Genomic DNA, 18,964 nt, shown 5'->3' on the forward strand with positions numbered 1-18,964 from the left:
AAGGAGATTGATTTGCATAGAAAAAAACCTTTAGTAAGCAGTTCATACTATAACGGGAAGAGGGAGAGTCTGTGCAAATTGTAAAAAAAGAGAAGTTTGCATTAAATGAGTTTACATTTGAAAATGGTAGGGAAATTCCTGTTCAAATGGGATATGAGACGTATGGTATTTTAAATAGAGAAAGGTCAAATGCCATTTTGGTTTGTCATTATTTTAGTGCAACAAGTCATGCAGCAGGAAAATATACTGTGCATGATGAGGAGTCTGGTTGGTGGGATGGGCTAATTGGACCTGGAAAAGCGATTGATACAAATAAATATTTTGTTATATGTACTGATAATCTTTGTAATGTACAGGTGAAGAACCCGTATGTAATTACAACGGGACCGAAGTCGATTAATCCAGAAACAGGGGAAGAATATGTTATGGATTTCCCTGTGTTTACCTTTCTTGATGTAGCTCGTATACAATGTGAGTTAATAAAAAATATGGGAATCTCAAGGTTACATGCTGTAATAGGGCCGTCGGCGGGTGGGATGATTGCGCAGCAATGGGCTGTTCACTACTCTCATATGGTAGAGCGAATGATTGGCGTTATTACGAACCCGCAAAATCCAATTATAACGTCAGTAAATGTAGCGCAAAATGCGATTGAAGCAATTCAACTAGATCCAAGTTGGAAGGGCGGGAAATATGGAGAAACACAGCCAATGCAGGGGCTTCATTTAGCAAACAGAATGATGTTTATGAACGCTTTTGATGAGCATTTTTATGAAACGGAATTTCCTCGTAACAGTATTGAGGTAGAACCTTATGAAAAGTTTTCTACATTAACATCATTTGAGAAAGAGATAAATAAAGTGACATACAAAAGTATAGAGTTAGTAGATGCAAATTCGTGGATGTACACTGCGAAAGCAGTTTTATTGCATGATATTGCGCATGGATTTTCTTCTTTGGAAGAGGCTCTTTCTAACATAGAAGCGAATGTACTTATGATTCCGTGTAAACAAGATTTACTTCAGCCGTCTCGTTACAATTATAAAATGGTAGACATTTTGCAAAAACAAGGGAAGTATGCGGAGGTCTATGAAATAGAAAGTATAAATGGGCATATGGCGGGAGCGTTAGATGTTCATTTATTTGAAAAGAAAGTTTATGAATTTTTAAATCGGAAAGTGTCTAGTTTTGTGTAGAAAATAAATGATGTGAAAAAGGTGCAATATGTGTAGTAGGCACCTTTTTTTACATGATTTGTAGACGGAAAATATATGTAGCGATTGCTATACCGAAGAACGCTATACTAAGTAATAGAAATAAGAATGACATTTCTTGGGGAGATTTTAACTTTTTATTATTTTTCATACTGAGTACAATAATTGCGGCGGTTAAAAAAATAATGCTCATAATGAAAAGAAAAAGTGTCATTTTAATCGACTCCTTTCATAAAACAAGTATATTGAGGATACAATGCGATAGAGATGTTTGTAAAGAATAAGTTTTACGGAGAAATTGAGAAATAAATTCTCCATTCTTTGCGTTCCTTCTTTTGCATGCTAAAATTGATTAGAAATGGTTGTTTAAAGAAGAAACAAAAGGTTTTATTGTATATAAGGAGGAACGACATATGACAGAAGTAAAAACAATTACAACAGAAGAAGTACAAGAACGTTTAGAAAATGGAGAAACGTTATTTTTAGTAGATGTAAGGGAAGATGAAGAAGTAGCGGCAGGGAAAATTCCAGAAGCAGTACATATTAAAATGGGTGATATCCCAAATAAAGTAGACTTCTTTAATAAAGAGAATGAATATATCTTTATTTGCCGTTCGGGAATGCGCAGTGAGAATGTATGCCATTATTTAAATGAGCAAGGATTTAAAACAGTGAATATGGTTGGCGGTATGCTTCAATATGAAGGCGAAATGAAATAGTTAATTACTAAAAACTTGAAACGAGTCTGTTTCAAGTTTTTTTCTTTTGCATACAGTATACAAAAGGAGGAGGGGGAAATGGGGATTAATTTGCGTAAAGTAAAAATTATGAATAATACAGGAGCTGTTAATGTCGGCGACTGTTATGATATCTCACCTTTAGCTGTAGCGAAAATATACGCGGGTGCTGGAGGATCGAGTGCGGCTATTTTTTTAAATGGAAAAAGGCAGCCAGAAGCGGTGATTAGAACATCAGTATTCCTTCCGCCATTAGCAACGAGTACACGTACATTAGGTTCGTAAAGGAAAGGTAGAGTGTAATTATGCCTGCGCATATAAAAGAGTTTGTTATTGTTAATAATACTGGGAATATATTTACAGGTGACAATTTGAGTGATACTTCATTTACTGCTACGAAATCGTATAGTGGTTCAATGGGGTGTACTTGGATTGATGTTGTTACAGTAATAGGAACAGAGACGAAGCTTTGTTTACAGCCGGGTGATTCTGTGACGACAACATATACACGAGGTACTCCTGCTGGTACTGTAACAGGAACAAATATGGGGCAAAGTGTAAATGCATCGAGTATAGCGCAAGCTGTCCCGAATACAGATAATATGGATTCAATTGCTGGACTCCCTTAAGGAATTAAGGGGGTTTTTATTTATTTGAAATAAAAATAGTCTTTGAGATTGTTTTTGTAAATACATATTAAGAAGAAAAGGTTTATTTAATGTCAAAAAAAGATGGTATGTAGGTGGTGAAAGTGTGAAAGAGCGCGATAAACAAAATTCATTAAACTCTAATTTCAGAATTTCACCAAATCTTATTGGCCCTACTTTTCCTCCCGTTCCAACGGGATTTACTGGCATTGGGATTACTGGCCCAACAGGTCCACAAGGTCCGACTGGCCCACAAGGACCAAGAGGATTTCAAGGCACAATGGGGGAGATGGGCCCAACAGGACCTCAAGGTGTGCAAGGAATTCAAGGTCCAGTCGGACCAATAGGTGCGACTGGACCAGAAGGACAGCAGGGGCCACAAGGATTGAGAGGACCACAAGGAGAAACTGGAGCGACAGGTTTACAGGGTGTGCAAGGATTACAAGGGCCCATTGGTCCAACAGGTCCGACTGGAGTACAAGGGATACAGGGTGTACAGGGATTACAGGGTCCGATTGGAGCTACCGGACCTGAGGGTTCTCAAGGAATCCAAGGAGTGCAGGGGATACCGGGAGCAACAGGTCCACAAGGGATTCAAGGAGTGCAAGGAATACAAGGGACAGAGGGACCGAGTGGAAGTACGGGAACAACAGGAGCAACAGGTCAAGGGATTACAGGCCCGACAGGAATAACAGGTCCAACAGGGATAACTGGACCTTCAGGAGGCCCTCCAGGTCCAACTGGCCCGACAGGAGCAACAGGTCCTGGGGGTGGACCGAGTGGAAGTACAGGGGTGACAGGACCAACAGGAGCAACTGGAAATACTGGAGCAACAGGTCAGGGGCTAACCGGTCCGACAGGAAGTACAGGAGAAACAGGTGCGCAGGGGCTACAAGGAATACAAGGAATTCAAGGAATTCAAGGGCCAATTGGCCCAACAGGTCCAGAAGGGCCACAGGGAATCCAAGGTATCCCTGGTCCGACGGGAGTAACTGGTGAGCAAGGGATACAAGGTGTTCAGGGGATTCAAGGAATAATGGGAGCAACCGGAGATCAAGGCCCACAAGGTATACAGGGAGCTATAGGACCTCAAGGTGTAACAGGAGCAACAGGAGATCAAGGTCCACAAGGTATACAAGGAGTACCAGGTCCATCAGGAGCAACGGGACCACAAGGAGTTCAAGGGATACAAGGTCCGATGGGTGAGATAGGCCCAACAGGTCCAGAAGGCCCAGAGGGACTTCAAGGCCCGCAAGGAATACAAGGAGTGCCAGGTCCAGTTGGAGCAACGGGTCCAGAGGGGCCACAGGGGATACAAGGCATACAAGGACCGGTAGGAGCAACGGGCCCACAAGGTCCGCAAGGAATACAGGGAATACAAGGTGTGCAAGGGATAACGGGAGCAACTGGAGTACAAGGAGCAACTGGAATTCAAGGGATACAAGGGGAAATAGGGGCAACCGGTCCAGAGGGCCCGCAAGGAGTGCAAGGTGCTCAAGGGGCAATTGGTCCAACAGGTCCGATGGGGCCACAGGGAGTGCAAGGAATACAAGGAATTCAAGGACCAACGGGCGCACAAGGAGTGCAAGGTCCTCAAGGAATACAAGGAATACAAGGGCCGACAGGAGTAACAGGAGATACGGGAGCAACAGGGGCGACAGGGGAAGGAACAACAGGCCCAACTGGAACAACAGGTCCAACAGGGGTAACGGGACCTTCTGGAGGACCAGCAGGACCGACTGGCCCAACGGGACCATCAGGTCCGACAGGAGTGACAGGTCCATCCGGTGGGCCACCTGGACCGACCGGAGCAACCGGTTCGACAGGGGCAACCGGAGATACCGGAGCGACAGGGCCGGCTGGAGTGACAGGAGCAACCGGAGAAACAGGAGCAACCGGAGTGACGGGTTTACAGGGTCCACAAGGAATACAAGGAGTGCAAGGAGAAATAGGTCCAACAGGCCCGCAAGGAATTCAAGGTCCCCAAGGGATACAAGGAGTAACTGGGGCGACGGGAGATCAAGGTCCACAAGGTATACAAGGTCCCCAAGGAATTCAAGGTCCAACAGGACCACAAGGAATTCAAGGAGCACAAGGCCCACAAGGGATACAAGGAGCAACTGGTGCAACCGGAGCACAGGGACCACAGGGAATTCAAGGGATACAAGGAATCCAAGGTCCGACCGGTCCACAAGGCCCAACTGGAATACAAGGAGTGCAAGGGGAAATAGGTCCAACAGGTCCTCAAGGAGTGCAAGGTTTACAAGGTCCACAAGGCCCAACCGGGGACACGGGTGCAACAGGAGCGCAAGGCCCACAGGGAATTCAAGGACCAACGGGAGTCACGGGAGCGACCGGAGCAACAGGGCTACAAGGAATTCAAGGAGCACAAGGCCCGCAAGGAATTCAAGGTCCAACCGGAGCCACGGGAGCAACAGGTTCACAAGGTTCAACTGGTGATACGGGTCCAACAGGTTCACAAGGAATCCAAGGTCCAACAGGCCCAACCGGAGCTGGAGCAACCGGAGCCACTGGAGCGACCGGGGCGACTGGAGTTAGTACAACTGCAACGTATGCATTTGCGAATAATACATCAGGAAGTGTTATTTCTGTTTTATTAGGCGGTACAAATATCCCATTACCAAACAATCAAAATATTGGACCAGGAATAACCGTTAGTGGTGGAAATACTGTATTTACAGTTGCCAATGCAGGGAATTATTATATAGCCTATACAATTAATTTAACAGCAGGATTACTTGTAAGTTCGCGTATAACTGTAAATGGAAGTCCGCTTGCGGGAACGATAAACTCCCCAGCAGTGGCTACTGGTTCATTTAGTGCAACAATAATTGCTAATTTGCCTGCTGGAGCTGCCGTTAGTTTGCAATTATTTGGAGTAGTTGCACTGGCTACATTATCTACGGCAACGCCAGGAGCTACTCTAACGATTATTAGATTAAGTTAATAAGTAGAAAACCTTGGAACTTTTATGTTTCAAGGTTTTTTTATCCCAGTATTTGAGAGTAATTCTCGCTAATCAGAGGGGAATGGATAACTTCCTATTGTTTAAAGTTTCACTTTATTCACCTTAGCAAAAACATCGCAGTTCGAAAATATATTATAATAGAATGAAAAGAAAGAAATTTGGCAGAAAGGGAGGGTGGCGATGCAGGAGATGGTTAAAGACTTTTTTGGACGCCCACTTCAAGATTTACGCATATCTGTCATTGATCGTTGCAATTTTAGATGTACATATTGTATGCCAGCAGAAGTATTTGGGCCTGATTATGCTTTTTTGAAAGATGAGTTTTTACTGACGTTTGATGAAATTGAACGTTTGGCAAAAGTGTTTGTTAGCATCGGTGTACGAAAAATTAGACTTACTGGTGGCGAACCACTGCTTCGTAAAGATTTAACAAAACTTATTGCACGTCTCGTGAAAATTGACGGGCTAGTAGATATTGGGTTAACGACGAATGCAATTCATTTAACGAAGCAAGCGAAGGCATTAAAAGAAGCTGGATTACATAGAGTGAATGTTAGTTTAGATGCGATAGATGATGATACATTTAGAAATATTAATGGTCGAAATATTAATACGAAACCTGTGATTAAGGGCATTATAGCAGCAAAAGAGGCAGGGCTTGAAGTAAAAGTAAATATGGTTGTGAAAAAAGGGATGAACGATCATCAAGTACTACCGATGGCTGCATATTTTAAAGAACAAGGAATCACGCTTAGATTTATTGAGTTTATGGACGTTGGTAGTACGAATGGATGGAATTTTGATCAAGTAGTTACGAAGCGGGAATTAATTGAGACAATTCATGGAGTGTATCCGCTTGAGCAAGCTGAAGCGCATTATTTTGGTGAAGTTGCGAAACGATATCGGTATGTTGGAACAAATGTAGAGGTCGGTTTTATTACTTCTGTTTCTGAGTCGTTTTGTTCTTCTTGTACGAGAGCGAGAATTTCGGCGGATGGAAAGTTCTATACTTGTTTGTTTGCGACGGAAGGATTGGATATAAGGGAACTTCTTAGAGATAATCTTTCGGATGAAGAGCTATTACATGTTATACAAGATGTATGGATGAATAGAAAAGATAGATATTCAGATGAACGGACAGAAGAAAGTGCAAAAAATCGTCCGAAAATTGAAATGTCTTATATAGGAGGATAAGGAAGGGGGCTATCGTATGCAGGAGCGATATTCAAGACAAATATTATTTCCTGGTGTTGGAGAAGAAGGGCAGCGAAAAATAAGAGAGAAGCATGTGCTTATTATCGGCGCTGGTGCCCTAGGTGCGGCAAATGCAGAAGCGATTGTTAGAGCAGGTGTTGGAAAAGTAACGATTGCAGATCGCGATTATGTAGAATGGAGCAATTTACAAAGACAACAATTATATACAGAAGAAGATGCAAAGCAGTATAAACCGAAGGCGGTAGCGGCAGCAGAACATTTAAAAGCGATTAATTCTGAGGTGGAAATTAATCCAGTTGTAACTGATGTAACGGTGCAAGAAATGGAAGAACTAGTGAATAGTGTAGACTTAATATTAGATGCGACAGATAATTTTGAAACGCGTCTTCTCATTAATGATATTTCACAAAAGTATAATATTCCGTGGATATATGGTGGTTGTGTCGGAAGTTACGGAGTGACTTATACAATTTTACCAGGGAAAACACCGTGTTTCCGCTGTTTAATGGAGCATCCGGCGAGTGGAGCAACATGTGATACAGTTGGTATTATACAGCCAGCGGTGCAGTTAGTAGTTGCGCATCAAATAACAGAAGCGTTGAAAATATTAGTAGAAGACTTTGGTGCGCTTCGTGAAACGATGCTATCGTTTGACCTTTGGAATAATCAGCAGATGGCATTTAAAGTGAATAGGCAGAAAAAAGATACGTGTTTATCTTGTGGAAGATTACGTACATATCCGAGTTTAACATTTGAAGCACAAACGAAAACGGAAGTGTTATGTGGGCGGAATACAGTACAAATTCGTCCAGGGATGCGGAAAGATTTTAATTTAGAAGAAATTAAAAAGCGCTTACAAAAAAGTGTAGAGGTAAAGGCAACACCTTATTTATTATCATTCCCGATAGAAGAATATCGATTTGTTCTATTTACAGATGGTAGGGCGTTTATTCATGGGACAAATGATATGAATGTAGCGAAAAGTTTATATGCAAGATATATAGGTTGAACCTAAAGGAAATCCTTTAGGCTCAACGGAGAGGATTACGAATTTCTCGTATAATCGCCACTTTTTCCACCTGTTTTTTCAAGTAAGTACGTTTCACCAATAATCATACCTTTATCAACAGCTTTACACATATCATACACGGTAAGAGCCGTAGCAGAAGCAGCTGTTAAAGCTTCCATTTCAACGCCAGTGCTACCTTCTGTTTTAACTTTTACTTCAATAAGTAATCGATATTGTTCATTTGATTGTTGCCAATCGAAAGAAACGTCAACACCTTTTAATAATAAAGGATGGCACATTGGGATAATATCAGAAGTGCGTTTTGCAGCCATAATGCCTGCGATTTGGGCAACTGCTAATACGTCACCTTTCCCAATTTCATTGTGAGAGATTTTATCGTAAATTTCTTTCGTAACTACAATGCTAGAGCACGCAATTGCTGTTCGAACGGTTGTTTTTTTGTCGCTTATATCAACCATCTTCGCGCGTCCTTGGTCATTAAAGTGTGTGAATGAAGACATGGAATTCCTCCTTGAAGTAATTTCTGTTTAATATATAAAGTTTAATCGAGATAAAAAAAATTGCAAATATGAGGTGAGAAACGATGGTAGAAAAACGAATTCCAATTCAAGTTGCTGAGGCAGTAGAGCGGATAATGAAATATGCGAAGCATGGTGAAGTAGAAGAAGTTTCTATTACGGAAAGTTACGGGAGAATTCTTGGGGAAGATGTTGTCTCAGATCATGACGTTCCTCATTTTGATCGTTCTCCTTACGATGGTTTCGCAATTCGAGCAGAAGATACGAAAGAAGCGAATCAAGAGAATCCAGTTGAATTTGAAGTGATAGGAGAAATTGGAGCGGGGTCTGTTTTTGTAGAAGAGGTAGGTTCTTTTGAAGCAGTTCGTATTATGACGGGAGCAGCTATTCCAGAGGATTGCAATGCAGTCGTAATGCTAGAACTGACAGAAGGATTTGAGAAGAACGGAAAAACATATATGAGGTTAAAGCGTCCTTTTAATAGTGGTGACAATGTGTCATTTAAAGGAGAAGATATAAAACAAAATCAAGTTCTCGTTAAGAAAGGTGTTGCAATTAATCCAGGTGTTGCTGCGCTATTAGCGACGTTTGGATATAGTACTGTGAAAGTTGTAAAACAGCCTGTTGTCGGTATTGTAACGACAGGGAGTGAATTACTAGAAGTACACGAGTCATTAGAGCCAGGAAAGATTAGAAATAGTAACTCTTATATGATTGCCGCTCAAATTATGAAAGCTGGTGGAAAGGTCCGATATTATGGCCAACTTGCTGATGAGCTAGATGCATGTTTTACAGCTGTTCAATCGGCGATGGAGGAGGTTGATATTTTAATTACAACAGGCGGTGTTTCGGTAGGAGATTATGACTACTTACCAGCTATATATGAAAGATTACAGGCGAATGTCCTCTTTAATAAAATAGCTATGAGACCAGGAAGTGTAACGACAGTAGCTGAAGTTGATGGGAAGTTACTTTTCGGTTTATCAGGAAATCCGTCCGCTTGTTATGTAGGCTTTGAATTATTTGTGCATCCGATTATAAAAACGTATTTGTATGCGAAGGAGCCTCACGTATATAGAGCTGATGCTATTTTACAAAAAGATTTTCCAAAGCCAAATCCATTTACTCGTTTCGTAAGAGCAAACGTGACGATCGTGGATGGGGCATTACAAGCGATGCCGGTCGGTTTAGATAAATCGAGTGCGGTCTCTTCACTTGCGGATGCAAATGCGTTTATCGTGTTGCCCGGAGGAACGAGAGGATTTGAGGCAGGGATGAAAGTATCCGTATTATTGTTAGAGCATTCGGAGGGATGTGATTGGCCTTGGGCAAAGCCTCTTCAATCATACAAATAGTAGGGTATCAAAATAGCGGGAAAACAACACTTGTAGAGAAAGTTGTGCATGCTTTAGCCGAAAGCGAAATGAAAGTTGCTACAATTAAACATCACGGGCACGGAGGTTTTCCAGAAGTAGCACAAAAAGATAGTGAAAGACACAGAAAAGCCGGTGCTGTCGTAAGTAGTGTAGAAGGTGCGGGATTACTTTCACTTTCTTCGTTAAGAGAGGAATGGTCCTTACAAGAAATTATTCGCTTATATGAGTTTTTTGAAGTGGATACAATTTTAATAGAGGGCTATAAAAAAGAGAACTATCCGAAAGTAGTGTTACTTCGTTCTGCGGAAGACGTTGAACTTGTACATAAAGTAGAAAATGTAGTAGCGGTTATTACGTGGTATAATGCGCCGGTAAATTTACGAGAAGAATATAAAGTATTTCATATAACAGAAGAAAAGTTGTACATAGACTGGTTTTTACAAACGGTTAGGAGTGCGAAATGATAAATACATATTATGAAGTAATTGATACAGAAATCTCGATTGAAGAGGTAGCGAAGAAAGTAATTCGCCGTGAATGCGGTGCTGTTACAACGTTTATTGGAACGGTTAGGGAGTTTACGAAAGGGCGTCGTACATTATACTTAGAGTATGTCGCTTATAAGACGATGGCAGAAAAGATGCTACAGAAAATAGGCTTAGAAGTGAAGGAGAAATGGCCAGATACACACGTTGCGATTACGCATCGCATCGGTACATTGCAAATTTCTGATATCGCGGTTGTTGTGGCTGTTTCAACACCGCATCGTAAAGCGGCCTATGAAGCGAATGAATATATTATGGAACGCATAAAACAAATCGTTCCCATTTGGAAAAAGGAGTTTTGGGAAGATGGTGACTCGTGGATTGGTGACCAATTAGAAAAAACGCCATATCCGGCGGGAGAGCCTGGGAAGGAGTTATAAGTATGATTCGAGTATTGTTATTTGCGCACTTGCAAGAAGAAGCAGGAACAAGTGAATTACGAATAGAGAAAGAAAATATTACGGTTGCAGAGTTAAAAGATATTGTTGCCAATGAATATAATGTACCAGTATCAGCGCCAATTATGGTTGCAATTAATGAAGAATACGCAAATGAAGATGATAAAATTCAATCTGGTGATGTTGTTGCACTCATACCGCCAGTGAGCGGTGGTTAATATTGGATTCATTAAAACGACTTTCCTGAATAGGGGAAGTCGTTTTTTTATGGTATTTTTGAGAACACTAATTTATAGAACAAGGAGGGCATTATGAAAAAAATATGTGTAATGATGACGATGATATGTTCTATCTTTCTCTTTTCTCCAAGCGACTCTTTGGCGAAAGAATCGAAAGAACAACTTTTAGAGAGTGCGCTCTTAAATCGATATTACTCTGTTATAAGGCAAGCGACAGAAAATCAATATGAATGTGATTCAGTTATAAATATAAAGCGTCTCGGCAAGAAAGATGAATTCGTTCCTCGATTTGAAGTGACGCTACAATTTCTTACTTTTCAAGGTGCACATAATCCGCCAAATGACAAAGTTACACTTACTTTGGAAGATAATTTAGATCACATAAAGATCAAGAAAGTGGAAAGAGAAAAAAATGTTTCTAGTGCGATCGCAGAAAAGGTTTGCGCACAAGCGAAAGAAAAAATGAAAGCACACTCTAACAGTGTAGAGCGGTAACTGATGACATTTCGTAAAGAAAGGTAATGAGCCATGGATATATTTTTAGCGATTTTACCAGCTATATTTTGGGGAAGTATTGTGCTATTTAACGTGAAACTGGGCGGTGGACCGTATAGTCAAACGCTTGGCACAACGCTTGGTGCACTTATTTTCTCGATTGTTGTTTATATTTTTGTAAAGCCAGTATTAACTCCTACCGTTATTGGAGTTGGAATTGTGTCAGGTTTATTTTGGGCACTTGGTCAGGCGAATCAATTGAAAAGTATAGATTTAATGGGTGTTTCGAGGACGATGCCAATTTCAACAGGACTGCAATTAGTTGCGACGACTTTATTTGGCGTTATCGTATTTCATGAATGGTCCACGACAATTTCAGTCGTCCTTGGAATTTTAGCGCTCGTTTGTATTCTTATCGGTGTTATTTTAACGTCACTTCAAAGTGAAGAAGAAAAAAATGCAGAGCAAGCAGCAAATTTTAAAAGGGGCATCATAATTTTATTAATTTCAACAGTCGGTTATTTAGTTTACGTAGTAGTTATTAGGCTATTTAACGTAGATGGTTGGTCGGCTTTATTACCACAAGCAGTTGGTATGGTGTTAGGAGGTATTTTACTTACGTTTAAACATCATCCATTTAATAAATATGCGATACGAAATATTATTCCAGGATTAATTTGGGCAGCTGGAAATATGTTTTTATTCATTTCGCAGCCGCGTGTCGGAGTCGCAACAAGCTTTTCACTATCGCAAATGGGAATTGTTATTTCGACGCTTGGCGGGATTCTTATATTAGGCGAAAGAAAAACGAAACGTCAATTAACAGGTATCGTTGTTGGGATCGTTTTTATTATTGCAGCTGGAATTATGTTAGGAATTGCAAAAGGTTAAGGAGGTATTGAAATGTATAGTGATTTAGAAGGGAAAGTCGTCGTTATTACAGGATCAGCAACGGGTCTCGGAAGAGCGATGGGAGTAAGGTTTGCTAAGGAGAAAGCAAAGGTCGTTATTAACTATCGCTCACGAGATTCAGAAGCGAAGGATGTGTTAGAAGAAATTAAAAAGGTAGGCGGAGAAGCGATTGCTGTAAAAGGTGATGTGACGGTCGAGGCAGATGTTATGAATCTCATTCAATCTGCTGTGAAAGAGTTTGGTACGCTCGACGTTATGATTAATAATGCAGGAATAGAAAACGCGGTACCGTCGCATGAAATGCCGTTAGAAGATTGGAATAAAGTAATCAATACAAATTTAACAGGCGCTTTTTTAGGAAGCCGTGAAGCGATTAAATATTTTGTGGAACACGACATTAAAGGATCTGTCATTAATATGTCTAGCGTTCATGAGAAAATTCCGTGGCCACTATTTGTGCACTACGCAGCAAGTAAGGGCGGTATTAAACTTATGACAGAAACGTTAGCGTTAGAGTATGCACCAAAAGGTATTCGAGTAAATAATATTGGACCAGGTGCAATAAATACGCCAATTAATGCTGAAAAGTTTGCTGATCCAAAGCAGCGTGCTGACGTAGAAAGTATGATACCGATGGGCTATATTGGAAAACCTGAAGAAATCGCAGCAGTAGCAACTTGGCTCGCTTCATCAGAGGCGAGTTACGTAACTGGAATTACGTTATTTGCAGATGGTGGAATGACTTTATACCCATCTTTTCAAGCTGGGCGTGGATAATATGAAAAGGACAAAGAGTTTTATCTCTTTGTCCTTTTTGGCAAAAAAAATAGCGCGAGCTATTTTAAATTTAATGATTAATTGTCTCTTGAAGAAATTCTGTCGCTTGATGTTCAGAAACGTCTTGTACGAGCGCAACTTCACTAATCATCATTTTACGTGCATTATCTAGCATTTGTTTTTCGCTCGCATTTAATGCTCTTTCTTTATTACGGCGAAGTAAATCCCGAACAACTTCTGCACTATCTTGCAGATTGCCGTTTTTCATTTTTTCCATATTCATTGTATATCTTTGTTTCCATGAGAGTGATGGGTCTGATTCCCCATTTTGAAATTCAAGAAGTATATCATTTAACGTACCTTTATCGACGATATAACGAATACCTGATTTTTGTAATTGATCCATCGGAAGCATTACTTGCATATCTTTACTAAGGATGCGTATCACACAATATTGACGCGAAGTACCTAATATTTCTTTCTCCTCAATTGCTTCGATGATCCCTGCACCGTGCATTGGATAAACGATTTTATCACCAATTTGAAACAAATCATCCACCTCCATATGTGGTAACCACTTTTAATGATAACATAAGTTCGTAAAAATGTCAAATTTTATATAATACCATATTGAATACATTTGAGTCAATATGTAAAAGGTCTTTTTTTATGTATTTTTTTATGGTTTTATGTGAAATAAATATAGGTGACTTTTTTAGAAAAATAGTACAGGGTGAAGAAGGGGCATATCCACTTATTTTTAAGCATAAAATGTAAAATCGCTAATACAATATACCTAAATCCGTTCTTTGCAAAGGAGGGAGAGAAGGTGGGGCACACAATAAAAATTGATATTACAAATAAAGTTGTAGCTAAATTTAGATCAAATTATTTGGAATTATATACGAGTAAATTTATGATAGGTAAGTTTTATGTCTATACTGAAGATAAACAATATGTGTTAGAAGACGGATATATATATGAAAATGGAAAGTTTTATCGCATTATAGATACGCACCGTGGCAATAATCAAGCGGCGGAGGGCTGCGATCTAGGATGGTGTTAACATGATTCGTGTGAAAGTGTTTGATGAAAGTCACGAAAAAGACTTAGAAGACGCTGTAAATGTGTTTTTGAAAAAGATTGATGATAGTCACTTTGTAGATATTAAGTACCAAGTGGGTGTTTCTATTAACGATGATGAAAACCAAATTTATTGTTTTTCAGCAATGATTGTTTATAAAGCATAAAAAAGAGCTGGGTGAGCCAGCTCTTTTTTATGCTTTATCCCGCATTAACGGGCAGTAAGACTCCCACCTCAAAATTTAGCGCATACGAGGAAGTTAGGTGGGAGGCAATTGCCCGTAAAAGCCCGATTGGTTCAACTAATAATCAGTGGGGGATGAATAAAACCCCCCACTGATTAAAGTTTCACTTTATGTTGGGACAACATGGGTTGGTAATACGTTCATAATAGATTGGAGTGCGCCTAATTTCTTTGTCGTTAAAAGGTTTGCCTCTGTTTCATGATCTTGGGCATCTTTACACATACCGAGGTGATAACGATCACCTAAAAATGGATCAATATAAAAACCGTTTTTGAATACTTTATCATTCGGATGTTTTTCATGGTGAATGTCAGAACAGTTAATGCAATAGAACATAGCTTTCATCCCCTTTTTATTTTTGTTTAAAAAAGTGAGTGGGTAGTCATTTCGCTCCTAAGGAAATATTGAGGAGAAGAGAAATAACTACCTACTCAAATGGTGGGCATATTCCTTCTGATTTTTTATATCTTGCGTATTGTCTCTTGAGGGAAGGAGGAGAGACGATGTACGCATGATATAAGTAAGGCGCTTCTTTCAATATGAATGATGGAGTTTCATGTTGAGAGAAGTTTTTATTTTTTATTGCCTTTGTGAGTATATTATGAGGGAATGCTGAGAGGGTGTTTGTCCTGTTGAAAAAATGTTGAGAATTTCTCAACGGTAAAAAGAATTAATGTTGACATGAAACTAAAAGGTGTTATATCATTCAAATACAACCAAAAGGTGTTATGTTTTAATGCCGGATAAAGGAGCTAAAAAAATGACTCAACAAAATACATTAAACGATATTAAACAAACAATCGTTTTTAACGCGTCTATTCAAAAAGTATGGAATGTAGTGTCAACTGCAGAAGGAATTGCATCATGGTTTATGCCGAATGATTTTGAATTAGAGGTAGGACATGAGTTTCATGTTCAATCACCATTTGGACCGTCACCATGTAAAGTGTTAGAAATTGATGAACCAAACCATTTATCTTTCTCATGGGACACAGATGGCTGGGTTGTTTCATTCCATTTGAGAGACTTAGGAGAGAATAAAACAGAATTTACATTAATTCACGGCGGTTGGAAACATCCTGATGAAATTCTGCCGAAAGCGAATGCGAAGAGCTCTATTATTCGCGATAGAATGAATGGCGGCTGGGTAGCGATTGTAAATGAAAAACTGAAAAAGGTTGTTGAAGGATAAATGTCTTCGTCAGCAGCGAAATATGATGTATTTCAAGCAATTGCTGATCCGACCCGTCGAGAAGTGTTACGGTTATTAAGTGATAAAGAGTTACCAATTTCAAAAATAACGGATCATTTTCCGATGAGTCGTACGGCTGTTGTGAAGCATCTTCATATTCTTTCAGAAGCGAATTTAGTAAGTGGAAGAAAGAGTGGAAGAGAGAAGATATATTGTTTGCAGCCGGAGCCGTTAGAAGAATTAAAGCAGTGGCTCTCATATTATGAACGATTTTGGGATAATAAATTGTCCGTGCTTAAACATATTGTGGAGAATGAATAATAAAGAGGATGACCATTTGGGTCATCCTCTTTATTATTGCTCACTTGTTTGTGTAGCTGGTTTTAATAGGAGCCAAGCAATAATTAATGTAAATACTGCTAATACGAAAGTACTCATATAAATAACGTGTACACTTGCTGCTAATGCAGATTGTGATTCAGTTGCTACGTTTGCTGTAGTTCCGCCGTGTCCGCCAGATACAAGATCAAGGTTTTTAATACCACGTGCGTGAATCATCGTATTGAAGATTGTACCGAATATTGCAGCACCTAACGTTTGACTAAATGTATTAATAAATGTGTTTAAACCAACGGCTGTTCCGCGTGTATGAGCTGGTACGGCTGCTTGAATTGTTACCATGTAAATAGGTGTCACAAGCCCCATGCCTAAGCCGAATAATCCGACTGCAACATAAATAAGGAACGATGGTGAATTTGTTGACAATGTAAATAATAAGAAGGTAGCAACTGATAAAATGCTAGCTCCAAGTAAAATAATTTGTTTCGTTTGTAATTTGCCAACTAAGTTACCGGAGAACATAGCACCGAACGTCCACATAACAGGAATTGGCATTAAAATGAGTCCAGCTTCTGTCGCATTTTTTCCTAATACACCTTGGCTCCAAATTGGAAGGTACATTGTAATACTAATAATCATCGCACCGGCAATAAGAGTTAATATGTTTATCGTAGATAATGTACGGTTAGAGAAAAGTGCTAGCGGAATTAATGGTTCCGGAGATTTTTTCTCGATGTATAAGAAAATAATGAATGACACAGCCGCAAAGATTAATAGACCGATGATTGTAATGTCTCCCCAGTTTTGCTTACTGCTACCTGTTAATAATGCGTATAGTAAAGCAATTGTACTTAATGAGAAGACTGTCGCACCAAGATAGTCGATATGCTGCTTGGCGGCAGACTTAACAGATTCCTTATAAGAAGTGGCAAACATTAAGCAAGCGATAATTCCGAAAGGAACGTTTAAGAAGAAAATATAGCGCCAAGAAAGAGAATCAACTAAAAAACCACCTACTAACGGCCCGACAACACCAGATACACCCCAAACGGCACTCATCCAGCCCTGTGCTTTCGCGCGGTCTTTCGCTTCGCTATATAAGTCTCCAATAATCGTCATTGTGATTGGCATAACAGCGCCAGCACCTATACCTTGAAGAGCACGGAAGAAGATTAATTGTTCCATCGATGTAACGACACCGCAAAGTGCAGAGCCGATTAAAAAGATTGTAGCTCCGATAAGTAGAACTTTTTTACGACCGAATAAATCAGCCAATTTTCCGTATATTGGAGTCGAAACCGCTGTGGCAAGCATATAAATTGCGTAAACCCAGCTAACAAGTTCGACGCCTGACAAATCACTCGTTATACGAGGGATTGCTGTACTAACAATCGTTCCTTCTACGGCAGAAAGAAACGTCATTAGCATTAAAGACACCATGACTTTTTTTCTCATATGTTTTCCCCTTACCCTTTTTTAAATATTCAACAATATAAAATATAAAGGTACTAAGGTATATAAAGCAACAAATAAGTAATGGGAAGTTAGGGGAGGGGATGTTTTTGAAAAATAGCCGACATAATTTCATGTATCTATAAAAAAAGAAACAGGAATCCTGTTTCTTTTTTAATATTGCATTTTCGCATTTTCTCCAGCTGTAGTTCCAGCAATTCTACCAGTAACGAGAGCAGATGTAATGTTATAACCGCCCGTATAACCGTGAATATCAAGAACTTCTCCGCAGAAATATAAGCCATTCGTGAATTTAGAAGACATTTCTTTCGGATTAATTTCTTTAACAGATACGCCTCCGCCAGTAACGAATGCTTTTTCAATTGACTGCGTACCATTTACATTCACAGTAAATTCTTTAAAGTCTTTCACAAGTGCACGAATCTTTTCATGAGAAACTTGTCCAGCTTGTTCGCTACCGTCAATTTCATTTTTTTCTAATAAGAATAGGAAGTAACGCTCGGGAACGTATCCTTTTAACACGTTTTTAATTCCTTTTTTCGGATCTTCTTTCATTTGTTTCAGCATGCGCTGGAATAGTTGTTCACTATTTTCTTCTGGTAATGCATCAATACTCATTTGTATTGTATTCGTTTTAAACTTTTTCAGTGCTTTCACGACGAATTGACTACAGCGAAGAGCAGCAGGACCAGATAAGCCGAAATGAGTGAAGAGCATGTCCATTTTGTGAGAAATGATTGCTTTTCCTTTCGGGTTTAATACGCTTAAGTTTATATCACGTAAAGCAAGACCTTGTAATGAGCGATCACGTATAAACGGCTCGTTTGAAAGGATTGGTACTTCTGTTGGGAATAATTCTGTAATTGTATGACCACCTTTTTCAGCCCAAGCGTATCCGTCTCCAGTAGAACCAGTTTGAGGAACAGATTTTCCGCCAACAGCGATAACGACGTGATTCGTTTCTAACACTTCGCCTGTTTGTAATACAACTGCTTTCGTTTGACCATTTTCATATTCAATCGTTTCAACAGGTGTATTCGTACGGATTTTTACACCTAAGTCTTTTAATCGTGTTAAAAGTGCATCTACAACAGATTGCGCTTTGTTTGATACAGGGAACATACGGCCATGATCTTCTTCTTTCAATTTTACCCCGAGATTTTCGAAGAATGTAATAATATCTTCATTATTAAAAATAGAAAAAGCGCTGTATAAGAAGCGGCCGTTTCCTGGTATATGTTTAACGATTTCATCAAGTGGTAGACGGTTCGTTACGTTACAACGACCACCACCAGAAATCGCAAGTTTGCGCCCTAGTTTATTTCCTTTATCAAGAAGTAAGACATTTGCGCCTTCTTCTGCAGCACCGATTGCAGCCATTAGCCCAGAAGGCCCGCCACCGATTACAATAACATCATAATGCATAATATATCGACCTCATTTTCTACATTTCCTGCCTAAAAGAATAGCATGTTTTCCCTTAAAAGAAAAATAGAGTGAAGTACTGCTTGAGGGGAGAATTGTGGTACAATACAAAAGT

At 39.7% G+C, this 18,964-nt stretch carries 24 protein-coding genes; 18 read left to right on the forward strand and 6 right to left on the reverse strand.

Annotated elements, in window-relative coordinates; genetic code table 11:
• Positions 1–71: 71 nt before the first annotated feature.
• Positions 72–1,196: a homoserine O-acetyltransferase family protein gene (locus ACS2MN_RS27330; protein WP_088055565.1), complete on the forward strand. Its 1,125-nt coding sequence runs from the start codon at positions 72–74 to the stop codon at positions 1,194–1,196.
• A 49-nt stretch (positions 1,197–1,245) separates the two neighbouring features.
• On the opposite strand, the gene ACS2MN_RS27335 is transcribed toward ACS2MN_RS27330, so the two are convergent.
• Positions 1,246–1,428 (reverse strand): hypothetical protein, encoded by a 183-nt coding sequence (locus ACS2MN_RS27335; RefSeq protein ID WP_000171892.1) that lies wholly within the window; start codon positions 1,426–1,428, stop codon positions 1,246–1,248.
• A 199-nt stretch (positions 1,429–1,627) separates the two neighbouring features.
• On the opposite strand from ACS2MN_RS27335, the gene ACS2MN_RS27340 reads away from it, so the two are divergent.
• The 6 genes from ACS2MN_RS27340 to ACS2MN_RS27365 all read left to right on the forward strand — a co-directional run bounded on the left by ACS2MN_RS27340 (position 1,628) and on the right by ACS2MN_RS27365 (position 7,811).
• Entirely contained in the window at positions 1,628–1,933 is a 306-nt protein-coding gene (locus ACS2MN_RS27340; protein ID WP_000141215.1) for a rhodanese-like domain-containing protein, read from the forward strand.
• 78 nt (positions 1,934–2,011) lie between these two features.
• Complete coding sequence (locus ACS2MN_RS27345) at positions 2,012–2,236, forward strand: spore germination protein (protein WP_000512467.1); 225 nt, start codon at positions 2,012–2,014, stop codon at positions 2,234–2,236.
• 20 nt (positions 2,237–2,256) lie between these two features.
• Positions 2,257–2,580: a hypothetical protein gene (locus tag ACS2MN_RS27350; RefSeq protein ID WP_001110863.1), complete on the forward strand. Its 324-nt coding sequence runs from the start codon at positions 2,257–2,259 to the stop codon at positions 2,578–2,580.
• Positions 2,581–2,704: 124 nt separating this feature from the next.
• Positions 2,705–5,566: a BclA-related collagen-like exosporium protein gene (locus ACS2MN_RS27355; protein ID WP_088055586.1), complete on the forward strand. Its 2,862-nt coding sequence runs from the start codon at positions 2,705–2,707 to the stop codon at positions 5,564–5,566.
• A gap of 201 nt (positions 5,567–5,767) precedes the next feature.
• Positions 5,768–6,781, forward strand: a complete 1,014-nt coding sequence (gene moaA, locus ACS2MN_RS27360) for a GTP 3',8-cyclase MoaA (RefSeq protein WP_001157125.1) — start codon at positions 5,768–5,770, stop codon at positions 6,779–6,781.
• A gap of 16 nt (positions 6,782–6,797) precedes the next feature.
• A complete protein-coding gene (locus ACS2MN_RS27365; protein WP_001158076.1) occupies positions 6,798–7,811 on the forward strand; it encodes a molybdopterin-synthase adenylyltransferase MoeB in 1,014 nt (337 codons plus the stop codon).
• A gap of 35 nt (positions 7,812–7,846) precedes the next feature.
• Here ACS2MN_RS27365 and moaC read toward each other — a convergent pair whose 3' ends face one another.
• Complete coding sequence (moaC, locus tag ACS2MN_RS27370) at positions 7,847–8,332, reverse strand: cyclic pyranopterin monophosphate synthase MoaC (protein ID WP_000094154.1); 486 nt, start codon at positions 8,330–8,332, stop codon at positions 7,847–7,849.
• An 83-nt stretch (positions 8,333–8,415) separates the two neighbouring features.
• On the opposite strand from moaC, the gene moeA reads away from it, so the two are divergent.
• From moeA to ACS2MN_RS27405, 7 genes are all read left to right on the forward strand, one after another.
• Positions 8,416–9,705, forward strand: coding sequence for a molybdopterin molybdotransferase MoeA (gene moeA / locus ACS2MN_RS27375; protein WP_346994428.1), 1,290 nt, complete (start codon positions 8,416–8,418; stop codon positions 9,703–9,705).
• Positions 9,669–10,190 (forward strand): molybdopterin-guanine dinucleotide biosynthesis protein B, encoded by a 522-nt coding sequence (gene mobB, locus ACS2MN_RS27380; RefSeq protein ID WP_002156535.1) that lies wholly within the window; start codon positions 9,669–9,671, stop codon positions 10,188–10,190. Before moeA ends, mobB begins: the two co-directional genes overlap by 37 nt.
• Positions 10,187–10,651, forward strand: a complete 465-nt coding sequence (gene moaE, locus ACS2MN_RS27385) for a molybdopterin synthase catalytic subunit MoaE (protein WP_000611221.1) — start codon at positions 10,187–10,189, stop codon at positions 10,649–10,651. The genes mobB and moaE overlap by 4 nt, the downstream gene beginning before the upstream one ends.
• A 2-nt stretch (positions 10,652–10,653) precedes the next feature.
• Positions 10,654–10,887, forward strand: coding sequence for a molybdopterin converting factor subunit 1 (moaD, locus tag ACS2MN_RS27390; protein ID WP_000621781.1), 234 nt, complete (start codon positions 10,654–10,656; stop codon positions 10,885–10,887).
• 93 nt (positions 10,888–10,980) lie between these two features.
• Positions 10,981–11,403 carry a DUF3888 domain-containing protein gene (locus ACS2MN_RS27395; RefSeq protein WP_438894803.1) on the forward strand — a complete coding sequence of 141 codons (423 nt, stop codon included), beginning with the start codon at positions 10,981–10,983 and terminating at the stop codon, positions 11,401–11,403.
• Positions 11,404–11,436: 33 nt separating this feature from the next.
• A complete protein-coding gene (glcU, locus tag ACS2MN_RS27400) occupies positions 11,437–12,294 on the forward strand; it encodes a glucose uptake protein GlcU (RefSeq protein WP_000350875.1) in 858 nt (285 codons plus the stop codon).
• Between the two features lie 12 nt (positions 12,295–12,306).
• Positions 12,307–13,092, forward strand: coding sequence for a glucose 1-dehydrogenase (locus ACS2MN_RS27405; protein WP_087950987.1), 786 nt, complete (start codon positions 12,307–12,309; stop codon positions 13,090–13,092).
• A gap of 70 nt (positions 13,093–13,162) precedes the next feature.
• Here the strand turns inward: ACS2MN_RS27405 and ACS2MN_RS27410 are convergent, their stop codons facing one another.
• Positions 13,163–13,657: a CarD family transcriptional regulator gene (locus ACS2MN_RS27410; protein WP_000451448.1), complete on the reverse strand. Its 495-nt coding sequence runs from the start codon at positions 13,655–13,657 to the stop codon at positions 13,163–13,165.
• Between the two features lie 264 nt (positions 13,658–13,921).
• Between ACS2MN_RS27410 and ACS2MN_RS27415 the strand changes: the two genes are divergently transcribed.
• Positions 13,922–14,158, forward strand: coding sequence for a DUF2553 family protein (locus tag ACS2MN_RS27415; RefSeq protein ID WP_000510185.1), 237 nt, complete (start codon positions 13,922–13,924; stop codon positions 14,156–14,158).
• Position 14,159: 1 nt separating this feature from the next.
• A complete protein-coding gene (locus ACS2MN_RS27420; protein ID WP_000621749.1) occupies positions 14,160–14,342 on the forward strand; it encodes a sporulation protein Cse60 in 183 nt (60 codons plus the stop codon).
• A gap of 186 nt (positions 14,343–14,528) precedes the next feature.
• Here the strand turns inward: ACS2MN_RS27420 and ACS2MN_RS27425 are convergent, their stop codons facing one another.
• Positions 14,529–14,756: a DUF3973 domain-containing protein gene (locus tag ACS2MN_RS27425; protein ID WP_088055561.1), complete on the reverse strand. Its 228-nt coding sequence runs from the start codon at positions 14,754–14,756 to the stop codon at positions 14,529–14,531.
• Positions 14,757–15,180: 424 nt separating this feature from the next.
• Between ACS2MN_RS27425 and ACS2MN_RS27430 the strand changes: the two genes are divergently transcribed.
• A complete protein-coding gene (locus ACS2MN_RS27430; protein ID WP_033661377.1) occupies positions 15,181–15,612 on the forward strand; it encodes an SRPBCC family protein in 432 nt (143 codons plus the stop codon).
• Positions 15,613–15,933 (forward strand): ArsR/SmtB family transcription factor, encoded by a 321-nt coding sequence (locus tag ACS2MN_RS27435; protein ID WP_000098842.1) that lies wholly within the window; start codon positions 15,613–15,615, stop codon positions 15,931–15,933.
• A gap of 33 nt (positions 15,934–15,966) precedes the next feature.
• Here the strand turns inward: ACS2MN_RS27435 and ACS2MN_RS27440 are convergent, their stop codons facing one another.
• Together ACS2MN_RS27440 and ACS2MN_RS27445 are read right to left on the reverse strand one after the other, a co-directional pair.
• Complete coding sequence (locus ACS2MN_RS27440) at positions 15,967–17,406, reverse strand: MDR family MFS transporter (protein ID WP_001228036.1); 1,440 nt, start codon at positions 17,404–17,406, stop codon at positions 15,967–15,969.
• Between the two features lie 171 nt (positions 17,407–17,577).
• Complete coding sequence (locus ACS2MN_RS27445) at positions 17,578–18,849, reverse strand: NAD(P)/FAD-dependent oxidoreductase (RefSeq protein ID WP_000558865.1); 1,272 nt, start codon at positions 18,847–18,849, stop codon at positions 17,578–17,580.
• Positions 18,850–18,964 lie beyond the last annotated feature (115 nt).

The organism is Bacillus cereus group sp. BceL062 (genome assembly GCF_051780025.1).
GTDB lineage: Bacteria > Bacillota > Bacilli > Bacillales > Bacillaceae_G > Bacillus_A > Bacillus_A toyonensis.